Genomic DNA, 24737 nt, shown 5'->3' with positions numbered 1-24737 from the left:
GCGTTGGTCAACCACCGAAGAGGAAGGCCGTAATGACGGAACAAACAGTTCGTGACACTGATACGTCCAGTCCAGTCATTAGCGACATTCTGGAGAAGAACCCGGAGCTCGAGGGCATCGGCAGCTACGAGTACGGCTGGTCGGATTCCGACGCAGCCGGAGCCGCAGCGCGCCGAGGGGTTGACAATGAAGTCGTGCGTGACATTTCGGCCAAGAAGGATGAGCCGGAATGGATGCTGAAGATGCGCCTGAAGGGGTTGAAATACTTTGACCGCAAGCCGATGCCCACCTGGGGCGCCGACTTGTCCGGCATCGACTTCGACAACATCAAGTACTTCGTTCGCTCCACTGAGCGGCAGGCGCAGAGCTGGGAAGACCTCCCCGAAGACATCCGCAATACGTACGAAAAGCTTGGCATCCCCGAAGCGGAGCGCAGCCGGCTGGTGGCCGGTGTCGCCGCACAGTACGAATCCGAGGTCGTCTACCACCAGATCCGTGAAGACCTGGAGGCGCAGGGCGTCATCTTCATGGACACGGACACGGCGCTGCGGGAACACCCGGAGATCTTCGAAGAGTACTTCGGCACCGTCATTCCCGTGGGCGACAACAAGTTTGCTTCGCTCAACTCGGCCGTATGGTCGGGCGGCTCGTTCGTCTACGTGCCCAAGGGCGTCCACGTCGAGATTCCGCTGCAGGCCTACTTCCGGATTAACACCGAGAACATGGGCCAGTTCGAGCGGACCCTGATCATCGCCGACGAGGGCTCCTACGTGCACTACATCGAAGGCTGCACGGCGCCGATCTACACCTCGGATTCCCTGCACTCGGCGGTGGTGGAGATCATCTGCAAGAAGAACTCCCGCGTCCGCTACACCACCATCCAGAACTGGTCGAACAACGTGTACAACCTGGTGACCAAGCGTGCCATCGCGCACGAAGGCGCCACCATGGAATGGATCGACGGCAACATCGGCTCCAAGGTGACCCAGAAGTACCCGGCCGTCTACCTGACCGGCGAGCATGCCAAGGGCGAGACCCTCTCCGTTGCTTTCGCCGGCGAGGGCCAGCACCAGGACACCGGTTCCAAGATGGTGCACATTGCTCCGAACACCAAGTCCTCCATCATCTCCAAGTCGGTGGCCCGCGGCGGTGGCCGTGCCGCCTACCGCGGACTGGTCCAGGTGCGTGAAGGCGCCGAACACTCGGCGAACACCGTGCGGTGTGACGCCCTGCTCGTGGACACCATCTCCCGTTCGGACACATACCCGTACGTGGACATCCGCGAAGACGACGTCACCATGGGCCACGAGGCCACGGTGTCGCGGGTGAGCGAAGAGCAGCTGTTCTACCTGCAGTCGCGCGGATTGCCCGAAGACGAGGCTATGGCGATGATTGTCCGCGGCTTCATCGAGCCGATCGCGCGTGAGCTGCCGATGGAATACGCGCTCGAGCTGAACCGTCTCATTGAACTCCAAATGGAAGGAGCCGTCGGTTAATGACTAACGACGCAGCGCAATCTGTAGCGGATCGAACATCTGCGCCGGGCCCAGCCATTGCCGGCATGAGCGAGGAAGGGGAGAACCTTTCCCCTGACAACGTCACCCCCGAGCAGCACGGGGCGAAGGCACATTCACACGGCGGTGGTGAAGGTGTTGCCGACAGCTCCCGCGCCGGGCGGCTGACCTCGTATAACCTGGAGGACTTCGCGCCGCTGACCGGCCGCGAAGAGGACTGGCGGTTCACCCCGTTGAACCGTTTGGCCGGGCTGCACACCGACGAGCTGACCGGCGCCGCGCCGACGGTCACCGTCGACGGCGGCGAGGCGGTGCGGGTCGAGACAGTCGGCCGTGACGATGCACGCATCGGCGTCGCGGCCATTCCCGACGACCGGGTCTCGGCATCGGCCTGGGCTTCCTTCACGGAAGCGACAGTTGTCACGATTCCGACCGAGTGCGAGCTCGACTCTGAAGTGACAGTCACGCTGACCGGTGCCGGCAAGGAACCGGCCGCATCGCATGTGGTGATCCAGGCGGAGAAGTTCTCCAAGTCCGTCGTCGTGCTGGACCACCGCGGTTCGGCCGTGCTGGCGGAGAACGTGGAGTTCGATGTCCAGGACGGCGCCCAGCTGACCGTGGTGACCATCCAGGACTGGGACGACGAGACTGTCCATGCCAGCGCCCAGCAGGCGAAAATCGGTCGGGACGCCAAGTTCAAGCACGTCACGATCAGCCTCGGCGGGGACCTGGTCCGCGTCACGCCGTCATCCCGCTTCGCTGCCCCCGGCGGTGACGTCGAAATGTACGGCCTGTATTTCGCCGACGCCGGACAGCACTTTGAACAGCGGCTGTTCGTCGACCACGCCGTCCCCAACTGCAAGTCCCGCGTTTCCTACAAGGGCGCACTGCAGGGCAAGGACGCACGCACCGTCTGGGTCGGCGACGTCCTGATCCGCGCCGCAGCCGAAGGCACCGACACATACGAAGTAAACCGCAATCTGGTGCTGTCCGACGGCGCCCGGGCGGACTCCGTGCCCAACCTCGAGATCGAAACCGGATTGATCGAGGGGGCTGGCCACGCCAGCACCACGGGTCGGTTCGACGACGAGCAGTTGTTCTACCTGCAGTCCCGGGGCATCCCCGAGGACGTTGCCCGCCGGCTGGTGGTGCGCGGATTCCTGAATGAAATCATTCAGCAGATCCGCGTCCCGGCAGTGGAAGAGCGCATGCAGGAGGCGATCGAACGCGAACTCGAGGCGGGCGACTACTGATGCCTGCCGGTGAGTTGGTGTGCCAGGAACAGGACCTCGAGGTCAACGCCGCCCTGCGCGTGTTGGTGAAGGGATATCCGGTGGCAGTTGTGCGCGACTCCGACGGTGAAATCCACGCCCTGGGCGACACCTGTTCACACGCGGACATATCCCTGGCGGAAGGCGACGTCGAGGATTGCTCGATTGAGTGCTGGGGCCACGGCAGCCAGTTCGATTTGCGCACCGGCGACCCGCTGAGCCCACCGGCCTTCGAACCGGTGCCGGTCTTCGGACTCGCAATCGAGGATTCGAACGTCTACGTCGACATCACAACGGTCACTAATGGGGCCAAAGCCCCGGACGAAGCTTTACTGGAAAAAGCCGCTGCACGCAGCGCGAAGGAGCAATAAGACAAATGTCTACTCTTGAAATCAAAGATCTGCACGTCAGCATCGAGACGGAGCAGGGCACCAAGCCGATCCTCAAGGGCGTGGACCTCACCGTGAACACCGGTGAGACGCACGCCATCATGGGACCCAACGGCTCGGGCAAATCGACCCTCGCCTCCACCATCGCCGGCCACCCGCGGTACATCGTGGAACGGGGCTCCATCACCCTGGACGGCGAAGACGTGCTGGCCATGACCGTGGACGAGAGGGCCCGCGCCGGTCTCTTCCTCGCCATGCAGTATCCGGTGGAAGTTCCGGGCGTGACTATGACCAATTTCCTCCGTTCAGCCAAGACAGCGCTCGACGGCGAAGCACCCAAGCTGCGCACCTGGACGAAGGACGTGAAGTCCGCGATGTCGCAGCTGCGCATCGAGGAAGACTTTGCTTCCCGGAACGTGAACGAAGGCTTCTCCGGTGGTGAGAAGAAGCGGATCGAGATCCTGCAGATGGAACTCTTCAAGCCCCGTTTCGCCGTACTGGACGAGACCGACTCCGGCCTCGACGTCGATGCCCTCAAGGTGGTTTCCGAAGGCGTCAACCGCGCCCAGGACACCGGCACCATGGGCACTATGCTGATCACCCACTACACGCGGATTCTGCGCCATATCAAGCCGGACTTCGTGCACGTCTTCGTGGACGGCCGGATTGCTGAAGAAGGCGGTCCGGAGCTGGCCGACCGGCTCGAGGAAGAGGGCTATGACCGCTTTGCTGCCACAGAGACGGCAACGGCGTAGCATTAAGGTATCCACCATCGACCTGGGGTCCAGCGTTACTGGAGCCGGACCAGGAGGACAAAATGGCTGAAGTACAGGCACAGACCAGCATTGAGGATGCCGAAGAGGCCCTCAAAGACGTGATCGACCCCGAACTGGGCGTCAATGTCGTCGACCTCGGCTTGCTCTACGGACTGGCTTACGGCGACGACGGCGCCCTGCTGATCGACATGACGTTGACGACGGCGGCCTGTCCGCTGCAGGACGTCCTCGAGGAGCAGATCGCACAGTGCCTGGATGGCATTGTCGATGATTGGCGCCTGAACTGGGTCTGGATGCCGCCGTGGGGCCCTGAGCGGATCACCGAAGACGGACGCGACCAGATGCGCGCCCTCGGCTTCAATATCTAACACAGCAAACGCCAGCTGAGGCCGGTGTCCCGTCGTGGGGCACCGGCCTCAGTTGTGCCCGGGCCCTGCTCCGTCTGGATAAGATCTCTGTCGAGTGGTCAGTACCTGCCTTTTTGCGGTGGGGTGCCCCGTCGAACGGTCATAAAGTGCCGCAATGGTGGGTGTCTTGGCGGCAGATATCGTCCAAGTGGCTCAGGGTACGGAAGATAGTGACCAACGGGCGCCGGGGCTCAGCCATCCCGGGAAAGATCACCTGCCATGATGCGCCGGAGAGTTCAACGGGGAGGCCGACTCAGTTTTGTCCTCCTGGCTTGCCCGGGTGCACCGCCTGGTCTGGTTCCGGCCCGGAACCGGTCTTCTCGCCCAGGCCGCGCGCTGCCAAGGCTTCACCAGTATGCTTCGCGTAGGCCACGGCGTTGATGACCACGGGGACCAGCAGCGCCCTGGGGCTGCGCTCCAATCCGCGGGCCCTGGCCGCATCCCTGACATCCGATACTGAACCGAGCAGGTACGGAATGCTGCGGATCATCAGCGAGAGGGTCAGCCCGAAGCGTTCCGGGTCAGCACCGAGGAGCCGGAACGGCTTCGCAGCGGAGACCATGCCATCCAGCAGCCGCTGACCCGGCGTCGTCAGCGGAATCAGCCTGGCCGCCAGCACACAGCTGAGAATGTTCAACACGACGACGGCGGCAACCACCGGATCGTGCAACCACCACTGGTAGGCGCCCAGCACCAGCAGCACTGGAGCCATGGTCAGCACCGGGCGCAACGCGGTCGTGAGTTTGAGCCCGGCCAGCAGGCACGTGCTGATCACGCCCAGCAGCACGACGGCGGTTACCGGCAGTTGCTGCACGGTCAGCACCAGAGCCGAGGCGAGCACGACGCCGGTGAACTTCAGCCACAACGGGGCACGATGCACCGGTGAGTCTCCCGGTGTGTAGCTGCCCAGCAGGTGCGCGTGCCCGGCCATCAGCGCGGCACTTCCGCGGTGGCCAACTGCCGGTAGAAGGAAACGGCTTCGCCGGGTGCGCCGTCGAACACCACCATTCCTTGATCGACCACCAGCACCCGGTCGGCGTCGGCGGCGAGTTCAAGGTCGTGGGTGGAGACAATCACCTGTTGGGGCAGGCCGGCAAGCAACCGGCCGATCTTGTCGCGGTTGCGAAGGTCCAGCAAAGTGGTGGGTTCATCGGCCACCAGGATTTCCGGGTCGACTGCCAGCACCGTAGCCAGCGCCAGCAGCTGGCGTTCCCCGCCGGACAGATCGTAAATGCTTTGTTCGGCCAGGGGCAGCAGCGAGAACCTCTCAAGCACCTGCTCCGCCACGGTGCGCCGCTGCGACCGGTGGGTGTGTGCACGCAGCGACAACTCGACATCCTCGAGCACCGTCGGCATCACCAGTTGGGACAGCGGGTCGGTAAAGACGAACCCCACCAGCCGGCGCACCTTGCCACCCTTGGCGGCGGTGCCGAGGTTGTTGACCAGCACCTGGCCCGAGGTCGGAGTGACAAGTCCATTGATCAGCCGCAGCAGGGTGGACTTGCCCGACCCGTTGGAACCGATGATGGCGATGCGCCGCTCGGTCAGTTCAAGGTTGATGCCGGTGAGCAGTGGTTTGCGGTCCTGTCCGGGCACAGGAACCGATACGTCCACCCGGTCGAATACTACGGAAGACACGCGGGTTTATCGGTCCAACAGCCGGGGAAAGGCTTTATGGACGCTGACGCCTACCGCCGCGGCGATCAGGTTCTTGGCGATATCACCGGGAAGGAACACGATGTCGGCCATCAGTGCCGCCCCCGGATCAAGGTTCAGGTTGAGCATCATTCCGGCGATTCCCAGCGGGTGGATGACCAGGATTGAACCGGCCGCACAGGCGAGGAACAGCAACAGGTACTGCAGTCGCCGGGCACGCCGGATCGCCACCGTTGACAGCCAGCCCGCGAGGGCGGCGGCAAGCGGGAACGCCAGCAGATAGCCCGCCGTCGGGCCCGCCAGTACGCCCAGTCCGCCGCTGAAGCCGCTGAAGATGGGAAGGCCGGCCAGTCCGGCGGCTACGTACAGGCCGATGGCCGCTGCACCCCGGCCGGGGCCGAGGACAACACCGGTGAGCATGACCGCCAATGTCTGCAAGGTAACTGGAACACCTGCGGCACCCACGGGAATCGCCGGGATCAGGGCAAAGGCAGCCGTCAGCGCCGCGAAGACGGCGATCAGGGACAGATCCGTGGCATTCCAGGAGCGCCGCGAAGTCCTCGCATGCGGCTGTTCCGGAGCGGCGGTGGAGCGCTCGGCGGAGGACGGACGGTGCCGTTGTCCTGATTGTGGCATGGGGATTCCTCGCTGTCGTGGCTGTCATGAGCTGCCGTGAATCAACAATGACCTGACGGTTTCACATCGACAATAGCGCTCTCCGGCGAGTGTTCAATTGTGGGAGTGCCACAAATCGTAGTCTCATCCGGTGGTCGAGCTTGTCGAGACGCGTTTGCCCGCTGGGCAGTGGCCGGTAGAATGGAAAGGTTGTTCATCGCGCCGCGGTGATGGCGTTCCACCCTATCCAATCTCCCGAAAGGTTGTGCCGTGATATCCGTCTCCAATCTCGAGTTGCGCGCAGGCGCACGATTGCTGATGGACGGCGTGTCGTTCCGGATCGACAAAGGCGACAAAATCGGACTGGTCGGACGCAACGGTGCCGGGAAGACCACTTTAACCCGGGTCCTCGCCGGACAGGGAACTCCCGCCGCCGGTGAGGTGGTCAGCAACGGAGATATCGGCTACCTGCCGCAGGACCCGCGCACGGGCGACCTCGAACAATTGGCACGGGATCGCATCCTGTCGGCCCGCGACCTGGACACCGCAACCCGGAAGCTGCGACAGGCTGAGGCCGAGATGGCCAGCGACGATCCGGCGGTGCGGGACAAGGCGATGGGCCGGTATAACCGTATTGAAAGCGAGTTCCTCAGCAGCGGCGGCTACGCAGCCGAAGCCGAGGCCGGCGCTATCGCCTCCAACCTCGCGCTGCCTGAACGGATCCTGGAGCAGCCTTTGAAGACCCTCTCGGGTGGGCAGCGCCGGCGGGTGGAACTAGCCCGTATCCTGTTCTCCGGCGCAGACACCATGCTGCTGGACGAGCCGACCAACCACCTGGACGCCGACTCCATTGTCTGGCTGCGCGAGTTCCTCAAGCAACACACCGGTGGACTGATCGTGATCAGCCACGATGTGGAGCTGATGGAGAGCACCGTGAACAAGGTGTTCTATCTCGACGCCAACCGCTCCGTCATCGACATTTACAACATGAACTGGAAGCGCTACCAGCAGCAGCGCGAGACCGACGAGCGCGCGCGGCGCCGGGAGCGGGCCAACGCGGAGAAGAAGGCCGGAGTCTTGATGGACCAGGCCAACAAGATGCGGGCCAAGGCAACGAAGGCTGTGGCCGCACAGAACATGGCCAAACGTGCCGACCGCATGCTGGCCGGGCTGGAGGAAGTACGGGCGACCGACCGGGTCGCCGCCCTGCGCTTCCCGGAGCCGGCACCGTGCGGCAAAGTTCCGATGACGGCGGACGATTTGAGCAAGTCGTACGGTTCGCTGGAAATCTTCACCGACGTCGACCTGGCGGTGGATCGTGGTTCCAGAGTTGTAATTCTGGGCCTCAACGGAGCGGGCAAGACCACGCTGCTGCGGATGCTGGCGGGCGTCGAACAGCCCGATACCGGCGAGGTGAAAGCCGGCCACGGCCTGAAGATCGGCTACTACGCCCAGGAACATGAGACCCTCGATACTGGCCGGACAGTGCTGGAGAACATGCGCACCTCGGCACCTGATATGAACGACACCGAGGTCCGCAATATCCTCGGCTCTTTCCTGTTTTCCGGCGACGACGTCGACAAGCCGGCCGGCGTGCTCTCCGGCGGAGAGAAAACCCGGCTGGCCCTGGCCACTGTCGTCGCATCGTCGGCGAACGTGCTGCTCCTCGACGAGCCGACGAACAACCTGGACCCGGCAAGCCGCGACGAAATCCTCGGCGCCCTGCGCCGGTACACCGGCGCCGTGGTGCTGGTGTCCCACGATGAAGGTGCCGTGGAGGCGCTGAACCCCGAACGCGTGGTGCTGCTGCCTGACGGAGTCGAGGATCTATGGGGCGACGAATACCAGGAACTCGTCTCGCTCGCCTAGCCTGTGCCGCGGATTGATTGTGGCTAGTGGTATCCCTGCGCGTCCAGCAGTGCGTCCTCTTCGTCTTCTTCCGTAGGTTTCTTCCGGGCCTTGGGCGGCGCGTCCGCCAGTTCGGGGGTGTTCAGCCGCGCCTGCTGCCGTGCCGCATAGCCGTATCCGACAAACACCAGCACGCCGAAGGCGAACCATTGCATGGAGTAGGACAGGTGCGGGCCGGTGTCGATATTCGGCCGTCCCAGCGGAGCGGGCCTGGTAGCGGCAGCCGGATCCTCGGACGCCATCAATCCATAGGCACTGGTGTAGACCGGGTAATCCAGAATCTTTTCGTAGGCGTCCAGATTGATTGACGCCAGCTGGCCCTTCGGCGCTCCGCGGTCCAGCTCCGGCTCCGCGGGCTTGAGGCGGACGGTCACTTCGACCGTTCCTTCGGCGGGTTGGGGAACGACGTCGGGATAGCCGGTGCGCTCATTGCCGATCGGCAGCCAGCCACGATTGACGACGACGGCCGAACCATTGTCCAGCCGCAGCGGCACCAGCACTTCGTACCCGGGCCGCCCGTCGAGAGGGCGGTTCCGGACCACCCGCTGGTGCTCGGCGTCGTACGTGCCTTCCAGCGTGACAGGTGTCCACTCCATCGCCGGGTCGAAGTCCTTGAAGTACGTGCGGGCCTGCTCAAAGCTGAGCGGCTCGGCGTCGTAATTGCCCTCGACTTTTTCGACTTCGGCGACGGCCTGGTTGCGGCGGTCGAATTGCCACATGCCCAGTGCGGCGCACGTCAAGGCCGCGACAATCGCCAGCGCAAACCATCCCAGCCATTTGGGAGTGAAGAGGAAGCGGTACACCGGAAGCTGCTACCTTTCCCCGTCGTTCAGGGGCAAGGTTTCTTTCCAAAGTCCGCGCTGCGTCAGGAATTCCTGCAGCCAGCCGGCATGTTCATCGCAGGCCACCCAGATCTTGCGGCGATCCGGTGTATGGATTTTGGGGTTGTTCCACAGCAGTTGCCATTCGGCCTCGGCCCGGCACGCTTTCCGCGAACAGATCGTCCGGTCCGGTCCCGTTGCTTCCGGTCCGCCGGACAAGGAGTCGAGAATGCTCATGATGTATGCCGGTGCTCCTGCCTGTCGCCGTATGAATGTGTCCCGCCGGTGCCCGAGGGTTCATCCTCGTCCACCACTTCACCGGGGACAACTCCGTCCTGCCCGCCGGTATAGGCGCTGTCCGCGCCGGCGTGTTCGTCCCCGGCGGGTGTCCCGTCGTCGGCGTCGGCACTGCCGGCACCGGTGCCCTCGACTTCGCGTGCCGGCGGGCCATCCAGCAGCGAGTCGCTGTGCTGCAGCTTGCTGGTGTCACTGCCGCCGTTGGCAATAATGACTGCGAAATAGGGCAACACAATGGCACCGACGATGAAGGCCCACTGCAGCCATCCGCTGACCACGAAGACCAGGATCAGGCAGACCACGCGGATGCCCATCGACACCGAGTACTTGATCATCCGGCTGCGCATCTCGTCCGTATGGGCGGTTCTGGCGTCGGTGATGTTGTGGACCGTCTCGGCTGATCCGGTCTTGCCATGTGGGTGCTTGCTCATCACGCTCCAAAGGGGACTTTTTAATTCTCTCACTGCCGGCGTCGTAGTTAAAGTCGCCGACGGCGGTGCGGGTGAATACACAGGAGCCGGGCCGCTAGGATTTTGGGGACACACGTTTTCCAACCGGAGGTACTTCGCATGCAGGACGGTCAGCAGGACAACGCAAACACGGGCCGCAGTGTCCTGGTCACCGGCGGGAACCGCGGCATTGGCCTGGCGATCGCCACCGCATTTGCCGAAGCCGGGGACAAGGTGGCCATCACCTACCGCAGCGGCGAAGTGCCCGAAGGGCTGCTCGGGGTCAAGGCTGATGTCACCGACTCCGCGTCCATCGATGCTGCGTTCACCGAAGTCGAACAACAGCATGGTCCGGTGGAGGTGCTGGTGGCCAACGCCGGTATCAACCGGGACACGCTGCTGCTGCGAATGAGCGAAGACGACTTCGCGGACGTGCTCGATACCAATCTCACCGGTGCCTTCCGGGTGATTAAGCGCGCCAGCAAGGGAATGATCCGGCTCAAGCGCGGCAGGGTAGTGCTGGTCTCTTCGGTGGTGGGCCTCTATGGCTCGCCCGGGCAGATCAACTACGCGGCGTCCAAATCGGGAATGGTCGGTATGGCTCGGTCGCTGACGCGGGAACTGGGTTCGCGGGGGATCACTGCCAACGTCGTGGCCCCCGGGTTCATTAACACTGAAATGACCGCGGAGCTGCCCGAGGAAACACAAAAGAACTATCTGTCTTCCATCCCCGCCGGCCGCTTTGCCGAAACGGACGAAGTGGCAAAAGTGATCCGCTGGGTGGCCAGCGACGAGGCTGCCTACATTTCCGGTGCTGTGATTCCGGTCGACGGCGGGCTCGGAATGGGCCACTGACGAAGCCGCGTGCCATCTACGTACAGTTACGGTGGCCACGTATACTTTCCACACGATACAGAAGGGCTCAGATGGGCAAGCTTGAAGGCAAAACAGCAATAGTCACCGGTTCCTCCCGGGGGATCGGCGCCGAGGTCGCCACCCTGCTGGCAGGCGAAGGCGCTGCCGTCGTCGTCAATTACCGGCAAAAGGCACCCCGGGCCAACAAAGTCGTGTCCGGCATCGAGGAGGCCGGAGGCCGGGCCGCTGCCGTGGCCGGAGACCTGACAACCCCTGAAGGTGTCAACGACCTCGTCCATTGCGCGCTGGACAACTTCGGCGGCCTCGACGTGCTGGTCCTCAACGCTTCGGGCGGGATGGAAGGCGGCATGGAAGAGGACTACGCCCTCAAACTGAACCGTGATGCCCAGGTCGATACGCTCAACGCAGCGGTGGAGCATATGCCGGCCGGGTCCCGGGTGGTATTTGTCACCAGCCATCAGTCGCACTTCATCCACACCGTTCCCACCATGGCGGAATACGAGCCGGTGGCCAAGAGCAAGCGGGCCGGTGAGGATGCCCTGCGCCAGATGCTTCCTGCCTTGGAGGAGAAGGGGATCTCGCTGGTCGTAGTGTCCGGCGACATGATCGAAGGAACCGTCACCTCCAAGCTGCTTGACCGCTCGAGCCCTGGCGCCATCGAAGCACGCCGGGCAGAGGCGGGGCGGCTCTACTCCGTCGAAGAGTTCGCCGCGGAAGTGGCCAAGGCTGTTACCGCCGACGTCGAGTCCGGCCATACCGAGTACGTCGGCGGAGCTGACTACTTCACCAAGTAAGCGGCCCGGACAATGACTTACGGCGGGAGAGTGTATGGCAACTGATGCAACAGGCGCACCGGCGTCATCAGTGCTGGAAATAGGCGGCACCCACGTCACGGCCGCCGTCGTCGAACATACCAATTGGACGGTCAAACCCGACTCGCTGTTCCGGCTGCCGCTGCAGGCCGCGGGAAGTGCCGGGGAACTGGTGGACGCCATGGAGCGGGCCGCATCCGGATCGGGCGACGCCGGCGCGGGCGGGCTGACCGTGGCGATCCCGGGTCCGTTCGATTACGAGCGGGGCGTAGGCGAATACCGGGACGTCGGTAAATTCGAAAGCCTGGCCGGCTTCGACCTCCGCACGGAACTGTCGGACAGGCTGAATCTGGACGGCAACTCGATTGCATTCATCAACGACGCTGAGGCGTTCGGCATCGGCGAATATGCCCTTGGTGCCGCCAGCGGATACCGGCGCGCCGTATGTATCACCCTGGGCACCGGTGTCGGATCAGTGTTCCTGGACAATGGCCTGCCGGTCAGGACCGGCACGGAGGTGCCTCCCCATGGGACAGCCCACCGTCTCGAGTACCGCGGCCGCCCGCTGGAAGAGACCGTGTCCCGCCGGGCCGTCCGCGCCGCCTATACGGCTGCAGTCAGCCCGGACCGCAAGGACGGCGATGCGGATGTGCACGAAATCGCATCCCTGGCACACAGCGGCGACCCGACGGCGGTGCGGGTGCTGGAGACGGCATTCGCCGGCCTGGGCGAGGCGCTGGGCGCATACGTTCACGCGTTCGGCGCGGGCGTGCTGGTGGTCGGTGGATCCGTGGCTCGTTCCTGGGATCTGGTGGCGCCGGCCCTGCGGAGCGGGTTGGTCGAAGCTGTACCGGAACTGCGCAGCCTGCCGGTCCGTGCTGCCCGCCATCCCGAACTGGCCCCGCTGTCAGGCGCCGCGTTCTGGTCAGCGCACCGGAGCTGACCTGCTCCGGTGACCCTGTGGTGCCGCGGTGCCGCGGTGCCGCGGTGCTGCGGCCGGGCGGGCACCTCGGCGGACCTGTCAGGCGTATTCGACGCCGGCCAGCGCCACTGCGGCGTCCAGCTGCGGGATGTTGATCTGGGCGTCTGCGGCGAGCCGCAGCGACTGTTTCGCGTTGTAGGCGATGCCGAACCCGGATGTTGCAAGCATGTCCACATCGTTGGCTCCATCGCCGACCGCCACCGTGGCATCCAGGGGAACGGATGCTTCGTGAGCCCAGCGACGCAGAGCGGCGGCCTTCGCCGCCCGGTCGGTGACCGGTCCCAACACCTTCCCGGTGAGCCGGCCGCCGTCGACCTCGAGCAGATTCGCCTGACGGTAATCGATCCGCAGGTCGTCGGCCAGGGGCTCAAGGATTTGGCTGAAACCTCCCGAGACCACTGCGACAGGGTGCCCGGCAGTGGAGAAGGAATGGATCAGGGTCTCTGCGCCAGGGGAGAGCCGGACCGCCCGCCGGACGTCGTCGATCACGGAGACCGGCAGCCCCTCCAAGGTCGCCACCCGCGCATAGAGGCTCTCGGTGAAATCGAGTTCGCCACGCATCGCCGATTCCGTCACTGCGGCGACCTCGGCCCCGACCCCGGCGTGATCGGCCAGCAGCTCGATCACTTCCTGCTGGATCAAGGTCGAATCGACGTCCATGATCAGCAGCTTCCGCCGCGCCCGCCGCAGCGCCGACGGCACGACGGCGGTAAACAGCCCGTCGACTACCTCCCCGTCCGCCGGGCCCGGCCAGCTCAGTTGCTCCACGGCCCGGCGCAGGTCCGGGGCGCCGCCGTCGTATGTGAGGTCGAGGACCCGCACATGATACTCGTCACGGTGCTGCATGGTCTCATGGTGCAAGGTGGCGCCGCGGGTGGCGAGCACCTCATCGATGGCCCCGATGTACGCGGCGGGAAGTGACGGCCCGAAGCTGATGGCACTGAACTGTTCGCTCATAGAAACCTCATGCTACCCGCCGTGGCGTTTGGCCAATCCGTCGGCTCGTAGCTTAGTGTCTAATCATATGAGTGACGTTCTCGAAATGGCTTCTGTCAGTGTGCAGCGCGGGTCGAAAACGCTGCTGGATAGTATCGACTGGCAGGTCGCCGAAGGCGAACGCTGGGTTATTCTGGGACCGAACGGCGCGGGTAAGACCACCCTGCTGCAAATCGCCGGAGCCCGTGTGCACCCCACCACAGGCGTCGCGGGCATCCTGGAAGAAGTCATGGGCGCAGTTGACGTCTTTGAGCTCCGGCCCCGGATCGGGCTGGCTTCGGCCTCGTTGACGTCCCAGATTCCCTCCCACGAATCCGTGCTCAACGTCATTGTCACCGCCGCCTACGGAGTCACCGGCCGGTGGCGGGAGAAATACGACCAGATGGACGAATCCCGCGCACGTCAACTGGCAGCGGGCTGGGGAGTGGCCGGATTGATCAATCGTCCCTTCGGCTCACTGAGCGAAGGGGAGCGGAAGCGAGTGCAGATCGCCCGCGCCTTGATGACCGACCCTGAACTGCTGCTGCTGGATGAACCGGCCGCGGGACTCGACCTGGGCGGGCGCGAGGACTTGCTGCAGCGGCTGGGCACCTTGGCCAAAGACGAAGAGGCGCCGGCCATGGTGCTGGTGACTCATCATCTGGAAGAAGTGCCGGCCGGATTCACTCACGCGATGCTGCTGCGGGAGGGAGCGATCGTGGCCGCGGGACCGCTGGACGACGTGCTGACCAGCCGGAACCTCACCGAAACCTTCTCGCTGCCGCTGCACATCCACAAAGATAACGGGCGCTTCACCGCAACTGCCGCCGTCGAAACCGCCTCAGCCGACGTGCGCGATACGCCCGGCCCTTCCGGGCGCTAAGCGGCCGGCGCGATACCTGATGGAGATTCCAGGCGACTTCTTTGCCTCCATAGCGGCGGCTTTCGGCGAATCCGGCCTGGACTTGCTGCGCGCAGGCATCGTGCTGCTCGCCGGGCTGTGGGCGGGCACCATCAACACGATCGTCGGCTCCGGCACGCTGGTCACCTTCCCGGTGCTGGTCACCCTGGGGTATGCGCCGGTGGTGGCAACCATCAGCAACGCCATGGGCCTGATCGCCGGCAGCGCCGCCGGCTCCTGGGGCTACCGCCGCGAGCTAAAGGGGCTGGGCCCAACGCTGGCACGGCTGCTGCCGCTATCGATTGCCGGCGGCATTGCCGGGGCGGCGCTGCTGCTGAACCTGCCGCCGACGGTGTTCGAGTCCGTGGCTCCGTTCCTGATCGTCATCGCCCTGGGTTTCGTCGTCCTCCAGCCCAAGCTGCAGCGCGCGGTACGCGCCCGGACGGAGAAGCGGGCAGCAGCCGGAACCGTGCCGCTCAGAAGCAGCGAACATCCGCTGGCGCTGTTCCTGTTGGTCTTCTTCGCCGGGGTCTACGGCGGCTATTTCGTCGCGGCCCAAGGCATCCTGCTCGTCGGCATCCTGGGCGTGTTCCTCTCCGGCACTATGCAGAACGCCAACGCCATGAAGAACATCCTGGTGCTCGCGGTGAACACCATCGCGGCCATCTCCTACATGATCTTCGCCTTCGACCAGATTGTCTGGCCGGTGGTGGCGCTGATCGCCATCAGCTCACTGGTGGGCGGCTTCCTCGGGGCCAAAGTCGGCCGCAGGCTCCCGCCGCTGCTGCTGCGCTCGATCATCGTGGCGCTCGGACTCGTGGCCCTGGTGGTCATGGTCGCGAACCTGGTCAACGGATAACCGCCGATGAACATCCACCACCTCGACACGGCCGCCGATCCACGGGTGAGCGACTACACGCAGCTGAAAGACGTCAAACTGCGCACCCGGCGTGAACCGGCCGAGGGGATGTACATCGCCGAGAGTTCGAAGGTGCTGCGCCGCGCCCTGGAGGCCGGTCACGAGCCACGCTCGTTCTTCCTGGCGGAGAAGTGGTTGGACGGCCTCAGCGACATTATGGAGCAGTATCCCGAGGTGCCGGTCTATGTCGGTTCCGAAGAGGTGCTGGAGGAGATTACCGGCTTCCACCTGCACCGGGGTGCGCTGGCGGCGATGAATCGGCCGGCGCCGCTCGACCTTGGCCAGGTGCTGTCCACGTCACGGCGGGTGGCGGTGCTTGAGGACATTGTCGACCACACCAACGTGGGGGCCATCTTCCGGTCGGCCGCCGCACTCGACGTCGACGCCGTGCTGATCAGTCCGCGCTGCGCGGATCCGCTCTACCGCCGCAGCATCCGGGTCAGCATGGGCACCGTCTTCCAGATCCCGTGGGTGCGGTTGCAGCAGTGGCCCGCGGACGTGGAGCTGTTGGGCCTTCATGGCTTCACGACGGCTGCACTCGCCCTGACGGCTGACTCGCGGAGCGTGGAGGATGTCGGGGCGGCCAATTATGACAAACTCGCGCTGGTGCTGGGCACCGAGGGCGACGGTCTGCGCCGACCCACCGTTGCCGCGGCGGATCTGGCCGTGCGGATCCCGATGAGCGGTGGAGTGGACTCGCTCAACGTGGCTGCGGCCAGTGCGGTTGCCTTCTGGGAGTGCAGGTTCCGCACGCAATAACTGCAGCCGGCCGACGTCGTGCTTTGCAGTTTTCGCCTTAGACGGTGGTAAGCGTTAGACTGAATTGCTGGTCATCGTGACCACTTCTTTTAACTTCCGCAAACAGTGCCTGGCAAAATCCAGGCAGCTACAGAAGGTATTACTGTGAAGACTGATATCCACCCCAAGTACGAAGCCGTCGTTTTCCGCGACCTGGCATCCGGAACCTCCTTCCTGACCCGTTCGACGGTCGGTTCTGACAAGACTGTCGAATGGGAAGACGGCAACACCTACCCGGTGATCGAGGTGGAGATCTCCTCTGAGTCACACCCCTTCTACACCGGTAAGCAGCGCATCCTGGACAGCGCAGGCCGTGTCGAGCGGTTCAACCAGCGCTTCAAGGGTTTCGGCGCCAAGAAGTAACCTCCCTTCATCGCAGAACAGGTCCGGGACTATGCTCCCGGGCCTGTTTTTTGGGTTCATGGCCCGCCACACCGTAGGTTTGCGATAACAACCGGATTTGGAGAGGACGGAATCTGTGGAACACAGGCACGGTGAGTATAAGGTCCACGGCGGCAAGATGGTTGTCGCCGACTTCAATATCGTCGACGACCGGCTGGCCGACGTCTCACTCAGCGGCGACTTCTTCCTCGAACCGGACAGCGCACTGGCGGATATCAACGCCGCCCTGACCGGGCTTCCGGTGGATGCCTCCGCCAAGGAGATCACAGCCGCTGTCGAATCCTCCCTGGCCTCTGACGTGTCAATGCTCGGCTTCTCGCCCTCAGCTGTGTCTGTGGCGGTCCGCCGCGCGCTGGCCAGGGCCACCGCATGGTCGGACCACCAGTGGGAAGTGATCCGACCACAGGCGCTGTCCACGGAGGTCAATGTGGCCCTGGACGAGGTGCTGACCGAAGAAGTCGGCGCCGGGCGGCGCAACCCGGCGCTGCGGATCTGGGAATGGAGGGAACCTGCCGTGGTGATCGGCAGCTTCCAGTCACTGAGGAACGAAGTCGACCCCGAAGGTGCCCGGCGCCACGGGGTCAAGATCGTGCGGCGGATCAGCGGCGGGGGAGCGATGTTCATGGAGGGCGGCAACTGCATCACCTATTCGCTGTACCTGCCGCAAACGCTGGTCGACGGGCTCAGCTTTGTGGATTCGTACCCGTTCCTGGACACCTGGGTGATGGCGTCCCTGGAGGAAATGGGCATCAAGGCCTGGTACCAGCCGCTCAATGACATCGCCACCGACGCCGGCAAGATCGGCGGCGCCGCACAGAAGCGGCTGGGCAGCGGAGGCATGGTCCACCATGTCACCATGTCCTACGACATCGACGCGGACAAGATGGTCGAAGTGTTGCGCATCGGTCAGGAAAAGCTCTCCGACAAAGGAACCACCAGCGCCAAGAAGCGGGTGGACCCGCTGCGCCGCCAGACCGGCATGAGCCGCGAGCAGATTATCGACACCATGATCAATACCTTCACCGCACGGTATGGCGCCGCCGAATCCACTGTCACCTCCGACGAGATGGCACGGGCCACCGAACGGGTGGGGACCAAGTTCGGGACCGAGGAGTGGCTGGCCAGGGTGCCGTAAGGCCCCGCTGACATGCCGCCGGGTCTGCTGGGCGTCGGTCGACGACTTGTCCTCCACAGCGGCCCAGCAAGCCGTCACAGTCCACATAGCGTTCTCCGGAGCTGCAACGCCGCGACCACCCCCATAGCGTTGACGTATGACCAGCCCGCCAGCGTCGAATGCCGATCAGGCCGAACTCCTTGACCTTTCCGTCCAGGACCTTTGTGCTTGGACCACGAGGCTGGCCGGCCTGGAATCCGCGTCGGACGCCGACACCATCGAATGCATCCGCGCCCTCGAAGAGATGAAATCCGCTGCTGCGGCGGCACAAGCCCGCATGTCCGCTGTCTTTGACGTAAGCCAACGGCGGCTGCAGGCAGAGCACGGAATGCCGGAGGGATATCGGGGCAAAGGCGTCGGCGCGCAACTCGCCCTGGCCCGGCGGGAATCTCCATCCCGCGGCGCCCGGTTCCTGAAGCTATCGACAACGCTGGTCCATGAAATGCCCCATTCACTGGCGGCCATGTCAGCCGGCAGAATCTCCGAATGGCGTGCCACCCTGCTGGCCAGGGAGACCGAATGTCTGAGTAAAGAACACCGTGCGGCAGTTGATCAGGAACTGGCTGCTGACGCCGAAACGCTGTCGGGCCTGAGCGACCGGCGGCTCATCGGCCTGGCGCGCAGGGCTGCGAACCGGCTCGAGCCTGCCTCCATGGCGGCCCGGGCCGTCAAGGCGGCCAACGAACGCAGCGTGACGTGCCGGCCCGCTCCCGACTCCATGTGTTACCTGACCGCGCTGGTTCCGGTGGCCCAGGGTGTGGCGGCCCTTGCGGCACTCTCCCGCGTTGCGGACGGTGCCAACACCGGCGGCGAGGAGCGTGGCCGAGGCCAAATCATGGCCGACACCCTCGTCGAACGCATTACCGGACAGGAAACTGCGTCCGCAGTGCCAGTACAGGTGCAACTGGTGATGACCGACCGCACGTTGCTGGCCGGCGACTCCGAACCTGCCATGCTGCCCGGCTATGGCGTCGTGTCAGGTGAAACTGCCCGGGGACTGACGCGCGCTGCACCCGGCGATGGCAAAACCTGGATCCGGCGCCTGTACACTGCGCCGGGCGACGGTGCCCTAGTGGCGATGGATTCGAGCGCACGCGCCTTTCCCGCCGGTATGGCCCGTTTCATCAGCACCCGGGACCAACTCTGCTCCACGCCATGGTGCGATGCTCCCATTCGCCACGTCGACCACATCGTTCCGAAGGCCGCCGGCGGTCCTACCAGCGACATGAACGGCCGTGGCCAATGCGCAGCCTGCAACTATGCCAAGGAAGCTCCAGGGTGGAGAGTGAGCCCCGACGAGAGGGCAGGACCCGATGGCCGTGCCGCGCAGCTCAGGCGGGTGCTGGCCCAGCCGCACGGGACAACGACGACAACCCCTACAGGGCACACCTATGTGCACACAACACTTCCACCGCCTGGCGCCCCGGGGCCGCGCGCCGGTTGAGAGCCTGATCAGGAACGGCTGGCAGTCGCTGCCGGTGTGGTGGCTGCCGATTTGGCCTGGGCAGCCAAGGCCCGCAACAGGTGATCGCGTTGTTCAATGACGATGCGACGCAGTGCCGCCGGCGCGTCGCCGTGATCCCGCAGCCACGCCTCGGCCTTCACTGCCACGGGATGGCTGGCCGGTGGGGTACTTCCTTGGTCCTGGCCGGAGGGGAAGAGCCCGCGCACGATTCGGCTGGCAAGTTCGATGCTCTTGGTCTGCCACACATCTTCAATGACGTCGAAGTAGCTGGCGGTGTAGGGATCGAGCAGGTGCCGCGGTCCCTGGTTGAAACCGTCAATGGTGGCACTCAGCAGCTCATTGGAGAGTTCATTGCCGTGTACGGCCTGGTTCCACGCCTCGCGTTTGACGCTTTCGAACGGCCTCGCTGCCATGGCGCTGGTGAAGCCGGCGCGTCCGGATGCCGTGTTGTCTGCCTCCAGTTCTTCGAGCAGCAAGGCCTCGGTAGTGCGGCCGTTGGCCGTCAGGGCCTGAAGGAATTTCCATCTCAGTTCAGGATCGAGTACTAGTCCGTCGATTGTGGCATCGGCGGAGAGGAGCTGCGCGAAGTACTCGGAATGACTGTCCGTGCTGCGGCCAAGTGCCGCGGCGGCGCGCGCCCAGGCCAGCTGTTGATCGCTACCGGCAGGCGCCAGCTGCATCTGCTCGACGACGGCTGCCATATGGCGGTCGCGTACTTCGTCCCTGGCTTCCACGCTGGTGTAGCGTTCGATGGCGGTACGGGCATTGAGCAGCAGGTTCTGTGTCACCCCGACATCTGTTTCGGCCGGTGCATGACGTTCAACAGCGGAGACATAGTCCTGCGCCGGCAGTACTGAGTCGCGTGCCATGTTCCACAGCCCGGACCAGCACAGCGCGCGTGCCAGGACGTCGTCGATGTCGCTGAGGTGTCCGCTGATAGTGGCCAGCGACACATCGTCAAAACGGACCTTGGCGTACGTGAGATCTTCGTCATTGACCAACAGCAGAGCCGGTCGCCTGGTGCCCGTGAGCTCACTAACCGGCGTTGTAGCGCCTGAAATGTCCGCCTCTGCGGAGTCTGTCCGGATCAGCCGATCGCCGTCGAAGTTGTAGCAGCCGAGCTTCAAGCGGTGTGGCCGTGGCTGCTGTTGCCCGCTGACCGGGTCAACGGCGTCCTGCGCCACTGTCACTTCTTGCACGACGCCGTCGTGCTCTTTCACCTTCGCTTCCAGCGTGGAGATGCCCGAGGTCTGCAGCCATTGCCGCGACCATTCGGTCAGGTCCCGGCCGGAGGAGGCGCTGAGCGCATCCAGCAGGTCGTTTAGCGATGTGTTGCCGAAGGCATGATCGGCGAAGTACTGCCGCGATCCGGCGATGAAGGATTCGAAGCCGACATACGCCACCAGCTGCTTGAGCACAGAGGCACCTTTGGCGTACGTAATGCCGTCGAAGTTCTGCTTGGCCGCTTCCAAATCCGTGATGTCGGCGACGATGGGGTGGGTGGTCGGTAATTGGTCCTGCAGATAGGCCCAGGCCTTGCGGCCGTTGGCGAAGCTGACCCAGGCGCTGTCCCACTCGGTGGCTTCTGCCACGGCCAGGGTGCCCATGTAGTCGGCGAACGATTCCTTCAGCCACAGATCATCCCACCAGAACATGGTGACCAGGTCGCCGAACCACATGTGCGCCATCTCGTGCATGATGGTGGTGGCACGGCCTTGGTATTGGGCGTCGGTGGCACGGGAACGGAAGATGTAGGCCTCGGTGAAGGTGACCAGCCCCGGGTTCTCCATAGCGCCAAGGTTGTATTCGGGCACGAAGGCCTGATCGTACTTGCCGAACGGGTAGGGGACACCGAACAGGTCGTGGAAGAAATCGAGCCCGCGCTTGGTCAGGTCGAAGATATTGTCTGTATCGAAGGAATCCGCCAATGAGGAGCGGCTGAAGACCGTCAGGGGGATGTCCAGCGTGGTGCCATCAGGCAGCTCCCGGCTCCACGCGTCGTCGGCGCTGAAGTAGGGGCCTGCCAGCACGGTGGTGATGTAGGTGGAGATCGGTTCCGTTTCCGCGAAGTCCCACCGGCTCAGACCGTTCACGGACGTCAGCTTCGTGCGCTGGGCCAAGGCGCCGTTGGAGGCCGTGGTCCAGTCGTCGGGAGCGATGACGTGGAAGCTGTAGCGCCCCTTCAAATCCGGCTGTTCGAAGTTGGCGAAGACCCGGCGTGCGTCAGCGGGTTCGTACTGCGTGTAGAGGTAGGTTCTGCCGTCGGCCGGATCGACGAAGCGGTGCATTCCTTCCCCGCTTCGGCTGTACAGTCCCGTGGCGGTGACAGTGACCTGGTTCTCGGCGGCGAGGTTCTCCAAGGCGATGCGACCGTCGGAGACGACTTCGTCGAGGTCCTGGGCCCGCCCGTTGAGCATGACGCTGTGCACACCGGCGCCGATGAAATCCAGGAAAGTTCCGGCGCCCGGCTCACCGCAGGTGAAGGTAATGATGCTCTGGGTGGTGAACCCGGCTGCGTCCGGATCCGGCGCTGTCCGCAGGTCGAGGGAGATATCGTAGCTCTGCACTGAAATCAGCTGGGAGCGGCGGGCGGCTTCGTTACGACTAAGGTTATGCACGGCCGCCATTTAACCACGTCACCCGCCAATGATGAGGATCAGCGCATAACCGAGCGCGGCGATCAGCAGCCATGAAAGCATCGCGGTACCCATCGCCTTGCCGCCCTGGGTGAGCAACTGTCGCACCCGGACAGCGCTGCCCAGCCCAAAGAGTGCAGCGGCCAGCAGCACGTCACGGACGAGGCCGGCAACGTCGAGCACCTCGGGACCGACGAGTCCGAAGGACCGGATGGCCACCATGGCGATGAAACCGGCCACGAACAACGGAATGATGGGCGGTTTCTTCCCGTGCTCGTTCCGCGGGGTCAGCGCCGCGACGGCCGTCACCATCGGAGCCAGCAGCAGCACCCGGGTCAGCTTGATCAGTATGGCCGCCGCCAGCGCAGCAGGGCCGGCCGTTTGGGCCGTGGCCACCACCTGGCCGACGTCGTGCACGGAGGCTCCGACCCACCGGCCGAAGGCAATGGGCTGAAGGCCGAGCGGTTGCATCAGCAGCGGCAGCACCGCGATGGCAAGAGTGCCGCACAGGGTGACCAAGGCGATTGGCACCACCGTGTCCTGCTGACGGGTACCGCGGGCATTGCTCATCGCTCCCACGGCCGAGGCGCCACAGATGGAAAAACCGGCCGCCATGAGCAGCGGTTGGTCTCCAGGCAGCCGGAAGGCCCTGCCGATCCCGTACGTTCCGGCGAAGGACAGCAGCACGACCCCGGCGATAGCCGCGAAAGTCTCCCAGCCGAGGTGGAGCACGTCCATCACGCTGAGTTTGAGTCCGAGCAGCACGACGCCGGCACGCATCATGTGTTTTCCCGCATAGGACAGCCCGGGTTGCAGCCTTCCGCCGGCCGCGACATGTCCGCCGGGAAGATTCGCGGCCAGGATGCCAAGCACGACGGCGGTTGTCATCACCGGCAGCGCGGGAATCAGGAAGTGGAGCAGGAAGGACAGCGCCGCTGCCGCCGCGCAGGCCAGCAGGCCGGGCCAGATGCTTCTCACCCCACCACTGTCCATGATCAGGGATGGATTTATCCAGTCGGGGGAGGCCCCTTATGCTCGCCGTGTTCCCCATCGTGGGGCTTCAGGATGTGTTCGACCGCCCATCCATGGCACGCTGAATGCATGTCCGACCTTTTCGAAGACTACTCAATGGCTGCGGAACTGACCGGGGCCTATGATGAGATGTTCGCCCCGGGACAGATTCCCCGGCACGCCTACGCACAGATTGCCGGGGCGCTGGAAGAACTGACTCTCACCGACGTCACCGCCCGCGCCGACTCCATGGCGCGGACATTCCTGGACCGTGGCGTCACCTTTGATTATGCGGGAGAGGAACGGCCGTTCCCGATCGATATCGTGCCGCGGATTATTTCCGGCGAGGACTGGGACATCGTCGAACGAGGCGTGAAACAACGGGTACGGGCCCTGGAGGCCTTCCTTGACGACGTGTACGGCAACATGAAAGTGGTCGCAGACGGGGTCATCCCCCGGCGGTTGATCACCTCAAGTGCGCACTTCCATCGCGAGGTGTCGGGTTTCGACCCGGTTGCCGGGGCCAGGGTGATGATTTCGGGCATCGACCTGATCCGAGACGCCAATGGCACGTTCCGGGTGCTGGAAGACAATGTCCGGGTGCCCAGCGGGGTGTCGTATGTGTTGGAGAACAGGCGGGCCATGGCCAAGGGATTGCCGGAGGCATTCGGCCAGCAACGCGTCCGGCCGGTGGAGGAGTACCCACGACGGTTGCTCTCCGCCCTGCGGAAGTCGGCTCCGCCCAGTGTGGAGGATCCAACAGTAGTGGTGCTCACCCCCGGGGTGTACAACAGCGCCTACTTTGAACACACGCTGCTGGCAGGTCTGATGGGCGTGGAACTGGTGGAGGGCCGCGACCTGATCTGCCGCGGGAACCGTGTGTATATGCGGACCACGGCCGGTGAGCAGCGCGTCGACGTGATCTATAAGCGCATTGACGACGAGTTCCTGGATCCGCTGCAGTTCCGTTCCGACTCGATGCTCGGCTGCCCCGGTATTGTCAATGCGGCCCGGGCCGGCGGGGTGACAGTGACCAATGCCGTGGGTAACGGGGTCGCCGATGACAAACTGGTGTACAGCTACGTTCCGGACCTGATCCGTTATTACCTGGACGAGGAACCGGTGATCGATAACGTGGATACCTACCGGCTGGAGGATGAGCAGTCCCGTGAATATGTGCTGGCTCATCTGGATGAACTGGTCGTCAAACCGGTCGGCGGGTCCGGCGGCAAGGGACTGGTGATCGGCCCGGACGCGTCCAAAGAGGAGCTGGAAGCGTTGCGGGCCAAGGTGTTGGCCGAGCCCCGCGAATGGATCGCCCAACCGGTGCTGCAGCTGTCCACTGTCCCGACGATGTCCGGTGACAAGTTCGCGCCACGCCATGTGGATTTGCGGCCTTTTGCCATCAACGACGGCGACGACGTCTACGTGCTGCCCGGTGGCCTGACCAGGGTGGCGTTGAAAGAAGGGTCGCTGATCGTCAATTCCAGCCAGGGCGGTGGTTCCAAAGACACCTGGGTTCTGGCTGACGGCGTTCCGGGGCCGGTGCAGCAGGGACAAAAACATGTGGCCGAACGGGCCAGCGGGCGGTCCACCGACAGCGACTGGCAAAACCAGCAGGCGGAGACGGAGCAGCAATGATCATCGAGCAACACAGCACCGGACGAGCCGGACATATGCCGG

At 64.2% G+C, this 24737-nt stretch carries 25 protein-coding genes; 16 read left to right on the top strand and 9 right to left on the bottom strand.

Annotated elements, in window-relative coordinates:
- Nucleotides 1–32 precede the first annotated feature (32 nt).
- The 5 genes from sufB to H535_RS0103840 all read left to right on the top strand — a co-directional run bounded on the left by sufB (nucleotide 33) and on the right by H535_RS0103840 (nucleotide 4318).
- The gene (sufB, locus tag H535_RS0103860) at nucleotides 33–1496 is read left to right on the top strand and encodes a Fe-S cluster assembly protein SufB (protein ID WP_026818504.1); all 1464 of its coding nucleotides are present in this window, start codon (nucleotides 33–35) and stop codon (nucleotides 1494–1496) included.
- On the top strand, nucleotides 1496–2767 hold the full coding sequence (gene sufD / locus H535_RS23325) for a Fe-S cluster assembly protein SufD (RefSeq protein WP_035768222.1): 1272 nt from the start codon (nucleotides 1496–1498) through the stop codon (nucleotides 2765–2767). Before sufB ends, sufD begins: the two co-directional genes overlap by 1 nt.
- On the top strand, nucleotides 2767–3156 hold the full coding sequence (locus tag H535_RS23320; RefSeq protein ID WP_051298461.1) for a non-heme iron oxygenase ferredoxin subunit: 390 nt from the start codon (nucleotides 2767–2769) through the stop codon (nucleotides 3154–3156). Before sufD ends, H535_RS23320 begins: the two co-directional genes overlap by 1 nt.
- A gap of 5 nt (nucleotides 3157–3161) precedes the next feature.
- A complete protein-coding gene (sufC, locus tag H535_RS0103845; protein ID WP_026818503.1) occupies nucleotides 3162–3929 on the top strand; it encodes a Fe-S cluster assembly ATPase SufC in 768 nt (255 codons plus the stop codon).
- Nucleotides 3930–3991: 62 nt separating this feature from the next.
- On the top strand, nucleotides 3992–4318 hold the full coding sequence (locus tag H535_RS0103840; RefSeq protein ID WP_026818502.1) for a metal-sulfur cluster assembly factor: 327 nt from the start codon (nucleotides 3992–3994) through the stop codon (nucleotides 4316–4318).
- A 292-nt stretch (nucleotides 4319–4610) separates the two neighbouring features.
- Here the strand turns inward: H535_RS0103840 and H535_RS23315 are convergent, their stop codons facing one another.
- The 3 genes from H535_RS23315 to H535_RS23310 are packed head-to-tail and all read right to left on the bottom strand — an operon-like array spanning nucleotide 4611 to nucleotide 6649.
- On the bottom strand, nucleotides 4611–5288 hold the full coding sequence (locus H535_RS23315) for an energy-coupling factor transporter transmembrane component T family protein (RefSeq protein ID WP_051298459.1): 678 nt from the start codon (nucleotides 5286–5288) through the stop codon (nucleotides 4611–4613).
- Nucleotides 5288–5995: an energy-coupling factor ABC transporter ATP-binding protein gene (locus H535_RS0103830; protein ID WP_026818501.1), complete on the bottom strand. Its 708-nt coding sequence runs from the start codon at nucleotides 5993–5995 to the stop codon at nucleotides 5288–5290. Before H535_RS0103830 ends, H535_RS23315 begins: the two co-directional genes overlap by 1 nt.
- A 6-nt stretch (nucleotides 5996–6001) precedes the next feature.
- Nucleotides 6002–6649: a biotin transporter BioY gene (locus H535_RS23310; RefSeq protein WP_051298457.1), complete on the bottom strand. Its 648-nt coding sequence runs from the start codon at nucleotides 6647–6649 to the stop codon at nucleotides 6002–6004.
- A gap of 249 nt (nucleotides 6650–6898) precedes the next feature.
- Between H535_RS23310 and abc-f the strand changes: the two genes are divergently transcribed.
- Complete coding sequence (abc-f, locus tag H535_RS0103820) at nucleotides 6899–8497, top strand: ribosomal protection-like ABC-F family protein (RefSeq protein ID WP_026818500.1); 1599 nt, start codon at nucleotides 6899–6901, stop codon at nucleotides 8495–8497.
- A 23-nt stretch (nucleotides 8498–8520) separates the two neighbouring features.
- Here abc-f and H535_RS0103815 read toward each other — a convergent pair whose 3' ends face one another.
- From H535_RS0103815 to H535_RS27575, 3 genes are read right to left on the bottom strand one after another with little or no spacing between them, the layout of a single operon-like run.
- Nucleotides 8521–9339: an SURF1 family cytochrome oxidase biogenesis protein gene (locus H535_RS0103815; protein ID WP_026818499.1), complete on the bottom strand. Its 819-nt coding sequence runs from the start codon at nucleotides 9337–9339 to the stop codon at nucleotides 8521–8523.
- A gap of 9 nt (nucleotides 9340–9348) precedes the next feature.
- Nucleotides 9349–9594, bottom strand: coding sequence for a hypothetical protein (locus tag H535_RS0103810; protein WP_026818498.1), 246 nt, complete (start codon nucleotides 9592–9594; stop codon nucleotides 9349–9351).
- The gene (locus H535_RS27575) at nucleotides 9591–10085 is read right to left on the bottom strand and encodes a DUF3099 domain-containing protein (protein ID WP_051298455.1); all 495 of its coding nucleotides are present in this window, start codon (nucleotides 10083–10085) and stop codon (nucleotides 9591–9593) included. Before H535_RS27575 ends, H535_RS0103810 begins: the two co-directional genes overlap by 4 nt.
- 138 nt (nucleotides 10086–10223) lie before the next feature.
- Between H535_RS27575 and fabG the strand changes: the two genes are divergently transcribed.
- The 3 genes from fabG (at nucleotide 10224) to H535_RS0103790 (ending at nucleotide 12734) form a co-directional block, all read left to right on the top strand.
- The gene (gene fabG, locus H535_RS0103800; protein ID WP_026818497.1) at nucleotides 10224–10958 is read left to right on the top strand and encodes a 3-oxoacyl-ACP reductase FabG; all 735 of its coding nucleotides are present in this window, start codon (nucleotides 10224–10226) and stop codon (nucleotides 10956–10958) included.
- Nucleotides 10959–11029: 71 nt separating this feature from the next.
- Nucleotides 11030–11773: an SDR family oxidoreductase gene (locus tag H535_RS0103795; RefSeq protein WP_026818496.1), complete on the top strand. Its 744-nt coding sequence runs from the start codon at nucleotides 11030–11032 to the stop codon at nucleotides 11771–11773.
- A gap of 34 nt (nucleotides 11774–11807) precedes the next feature.
- The gene (locus H535_RS0103790) at nucleotides 11808–12734 is read left to right on the top strand and encodes an ROK family protein (protein WP_026818495.1); all 927 of its coding nucleotides are present in this window, start codon (nucleotides 11808–11810) and stop codon (nucleotides 12732–12734) included.
- A 78-nt stretch (nucleotides 12735–12812) separates the two neighbouring features.
- Here the strand turns inward: H535_RS0103790 and serB are convergent, their stop codons facing one another.
- Entirely contained in the window at nucleotides 12813–13730 is a 918-nt protein-coding gene (serB, locus tag H535_RS0103785) for a phosphoserine phosphatase SerB (RefSeq protein ID WP_026818494.1), read from the bottom strand.
- Between the two features lie 67 nt (nucleotides 13731–13797).
- Here serB and H535_RS23300 point away from each other — a divergent pair, with 67 nt between their 5' ends.
- From H535_RS23300 to H535_RS23295, 6 genes are all read left to right on the top strand, one after another.
- Nucleotides 13798–14631, top strand: coding sequence for an ABC transporter ATP-binding protein (locus H535_RS23300; RefSeq protein WP_051298453.1), 834 nt, complete (start codon nucleotides 13798–13800; stop codon nucleotides 14629–14631).
- 76 nt (nucleotides 14632–14707) lie between these two features.
- Nucleotides 14708–15508, top strand: coding sequence for a sulfite exporter TauE/SafE family protein (locus tag H535_RS0103775; protein ID WP_026818493.1), 801 nt, complete (start codon nucleotides 14708–14710; stop codon nucleotides 15506–15508).
- 6 nt (nucleotides 15509–15514) lie between these two features.
- Nucleotides 15515–16327 (top strand): TrmH family RNA methyltransferase, encoded by an 813-nt coding sequence (locus H535_RS0103770; protein ID WP_026818492.1) that lies wholly within the window; start codon nucleotides 15515–15517, stop codon nucleotides 16325–16327.
- Between the two features lie 144 nt (nucleotides 16328–16471).
- A complete protein-coding gene (locus H535_RS0103765) occupies nucleotides 16472–16729 on the top strand; it encodes a type B 50S ribosomal protein L31 (protein WP_026818491.1) in 258 nt (85 codons plus the stop codon).
- 115 nt (nucleotides 16730–16844) lie between these two features.
- Nucleotides 16845–17903 (top strand): lipoate-protein ligase LplAB, encoded by a 1059-nt coding sequence (lplAB, locus tag H535_RS0103760; protein ID WP_483771127.1) that lies wholly within the window; start codon nucleotides 16845–16847, stop codon nucleotides 17901–17903.
- A 136-nt stretch (nucleotides 17904–18039) separates the two neighbouring features.
- Nucleotides 18040–19386 (top strand): HNH endonuclease, encoded by a 1347-nt coding sequence (locus tag H535_RS23295; protein WP_081416422.1) that lies wholly within the window; start codon nucleotides 18040–18042, stop codon nucleotides 19384–19386.
- 8 nt (nucleotides 19387–19394) lie between these two features.
- Here H535_RS23295 and pepN read toward each other — a convergent pair whose 3' ends face one another.
- Both pepN and H535_RS0103745 read right to left on the bottom strand, forming a co-directional pair.
- Nucleotides 19395–22034 (bottom strand): aminopeptidase N, encoded by a 2640-nt coding sequence (gene pepN, locus H535_RS0103750; RefSeq protein WP_026818489.1) that lies wholly within the window; start codon nucleotides 22032–22034, stop codon nucleotides 19395–19397.
- Between the two features lie 9 nt (nucleotides 22035–22043).
- Nucleotides 22044–23036 (bottom strand): YeiH family protein, encoded by a 993-nt coding sequence (locus H535_RS0103745; RefSeq protein ID WP_026818488.1) that lies wholly within the window; start codon nucleotides 23034–23036, stop codon nucleotides 22044–22046.
- 108 nt (nucleotides 23037–23144) lie between these two features.
- On the opposite strand from H535_RS0103745, the gene H535_RS0103740 reads away from it, so the two are divergent.
- Nucleotides 23145–24695, top strand: a complete 1551-nt coding sequence (locus H535_RS0103740; RefSeq protein WP_026818487.1) for a circularly permuted type 2 ATP-grasp protein — start codon at nucleotides 23145–23147, stop codon at nucleotides 24693–24695.
- The last annotated feature ends 42 nt before the right edge of the window (nucleotides 24696–24737 follow it).

This window comes from Arthrobacter castelli DSM 16402 (assembly GCF_000430705.1).
In the GTDB taxonomy this organism is placed as follows: domain Bacteria; phylum Actinomycetota; class Actinomycetes; order Actinomycetales; family Micrococcaceae; genus Arthrobacter_C; species Arthrobacter_C castelli.
This window is presented reverse-complemented; position numbering and strand designations above follow the sequence as displayed.

Bases quoted from the DNA above. Each gene is read 5' to 3' on its own strand.
- sufB (WP_026818504.1), top strand. From the start codon at position 33: ATGACGGAACAAACAGTTCGTGACACTGATACGTCCAGTCCAGTCATT.
- sufD (WP_035768222.1), top strand. From the start codon at position 1,496: ATGACTAACGACGCAGCGCAATCTGTAGCGGATCGAACATCTGCGCCG.
- H535_RS23320 (WP_051298461.1), top strand. From the start codon at position 2,767: ATGCCTGCCGGTGAGTTGGTGTGCCAGGAACAGGACCTCGAGGTCAAC.
- sufC (WP_026818503.1), top strand. From the start codon at position 3,162: ATGTCTACTCTTGAAATCAAAGATCTGCACGTCAGCATCGAGACGGAG.
- H535_RS0103840 (WP_026818502.1), top strand. From the start codon at position 3,992: ATGGCTGAAGTACAGGCACAGACCAGCATTGAGGATGCCGAAGAGGCC.
- H535_RS23315 (WP_051298459.1), bottom strand. From the start codon at position 5,288: ATGGCCGGGCACGCGCACCTGCTGGGCAGCTACACACCGGGAGACTCA.
- H535_RS23310 (WP_051298457.1), bottom strand. From the start codon at position 6,649: ATGCCACAATCAGGACAACGGCACCGTCCGTCCTCCGCCGAGCGCTCC.
- H535_RS0103810 (WP_026818498.1), bottom strand. From the start codon at position 9,594: ATGAGCATTCTCGACTCCTTGTCCGGCGGACCGGAAGCAACGGGACCG.
- H535_RS27575 (WP_051298455.1), bottom strand. From the start codon at position 10,085: ATGAGCAAGCACCCACATGGCAAGACCGGATCAGCCGAGACGGTCCAC.
- fabG (WP_026818497.1), top strand. From the start codon at position 10,224: ATGCAGGACGGTCAGCAGGACAACGCAAACACGGGCCGCAGTGTCCTG.
- H535_RS0103795 (WP_026818496.1), top strand. From the start codon at position 11,030: ATGGGCAAGCTTGAAGGCAAAACAGCAATAGTCACCGGTTCCTCCCGG.
- H535_RS0103790 (WP_026818495.1), top strand. From the start codon at position 11,808: ATGGCAACTGATGCAACAGGCGCACCGGCGTCATCAGTGCTGGAAATA.
- serB (WP_026818494.1), bottom strand. From the start codon at position 13,730: ATGAGCGAACAGTTCAGTGCCATCAGCTTCGGGCCGTCACTTCCCGCC.
- H535_RS23300 (WP_051298453.1), top strand. From the start codon at position 13,798: ATGAGTGACGTTCTCGAAATGGCTTCTGTCAGTGTGCAGCGCGGGTCG.
- H535_RS0103770 (WP_026818492.1), top strand. From the start codon at position 15,515: ATGAACATCCACCACCTCGACACGGCCGCCGATCCACGGGTGAGCGAC.
- H535_RS23295 (WP_081416422.1), top strand. From the start codon at position 18,040: ATGACCAGCCCGCCAGCGTCGAATGCCGATCAGGCCGAACTCCTTGAC.
- pepN (WP_026818489.1), bottom strand. From the start codon at position 22,034: ATGGCGGCCGTGCATAACCTTAGTCGTAACGAAGCCGCCCGCCGCTCC.
- H535_RS0103745 (WP_026818488.1), bottom strand. From the start codon at position 23,036: ATGGACAGTGGTGGGGTGAGAAGCATCTGGCCCGGCCTGCTGGCCTGC.
- H535_RS0103740 (WP_026818487.1), top strand. From the start codon at position 23,145: ATGTCCGACCTTTTCGAAGACTACTCAATGGCTGCGGAACTGACCGGG.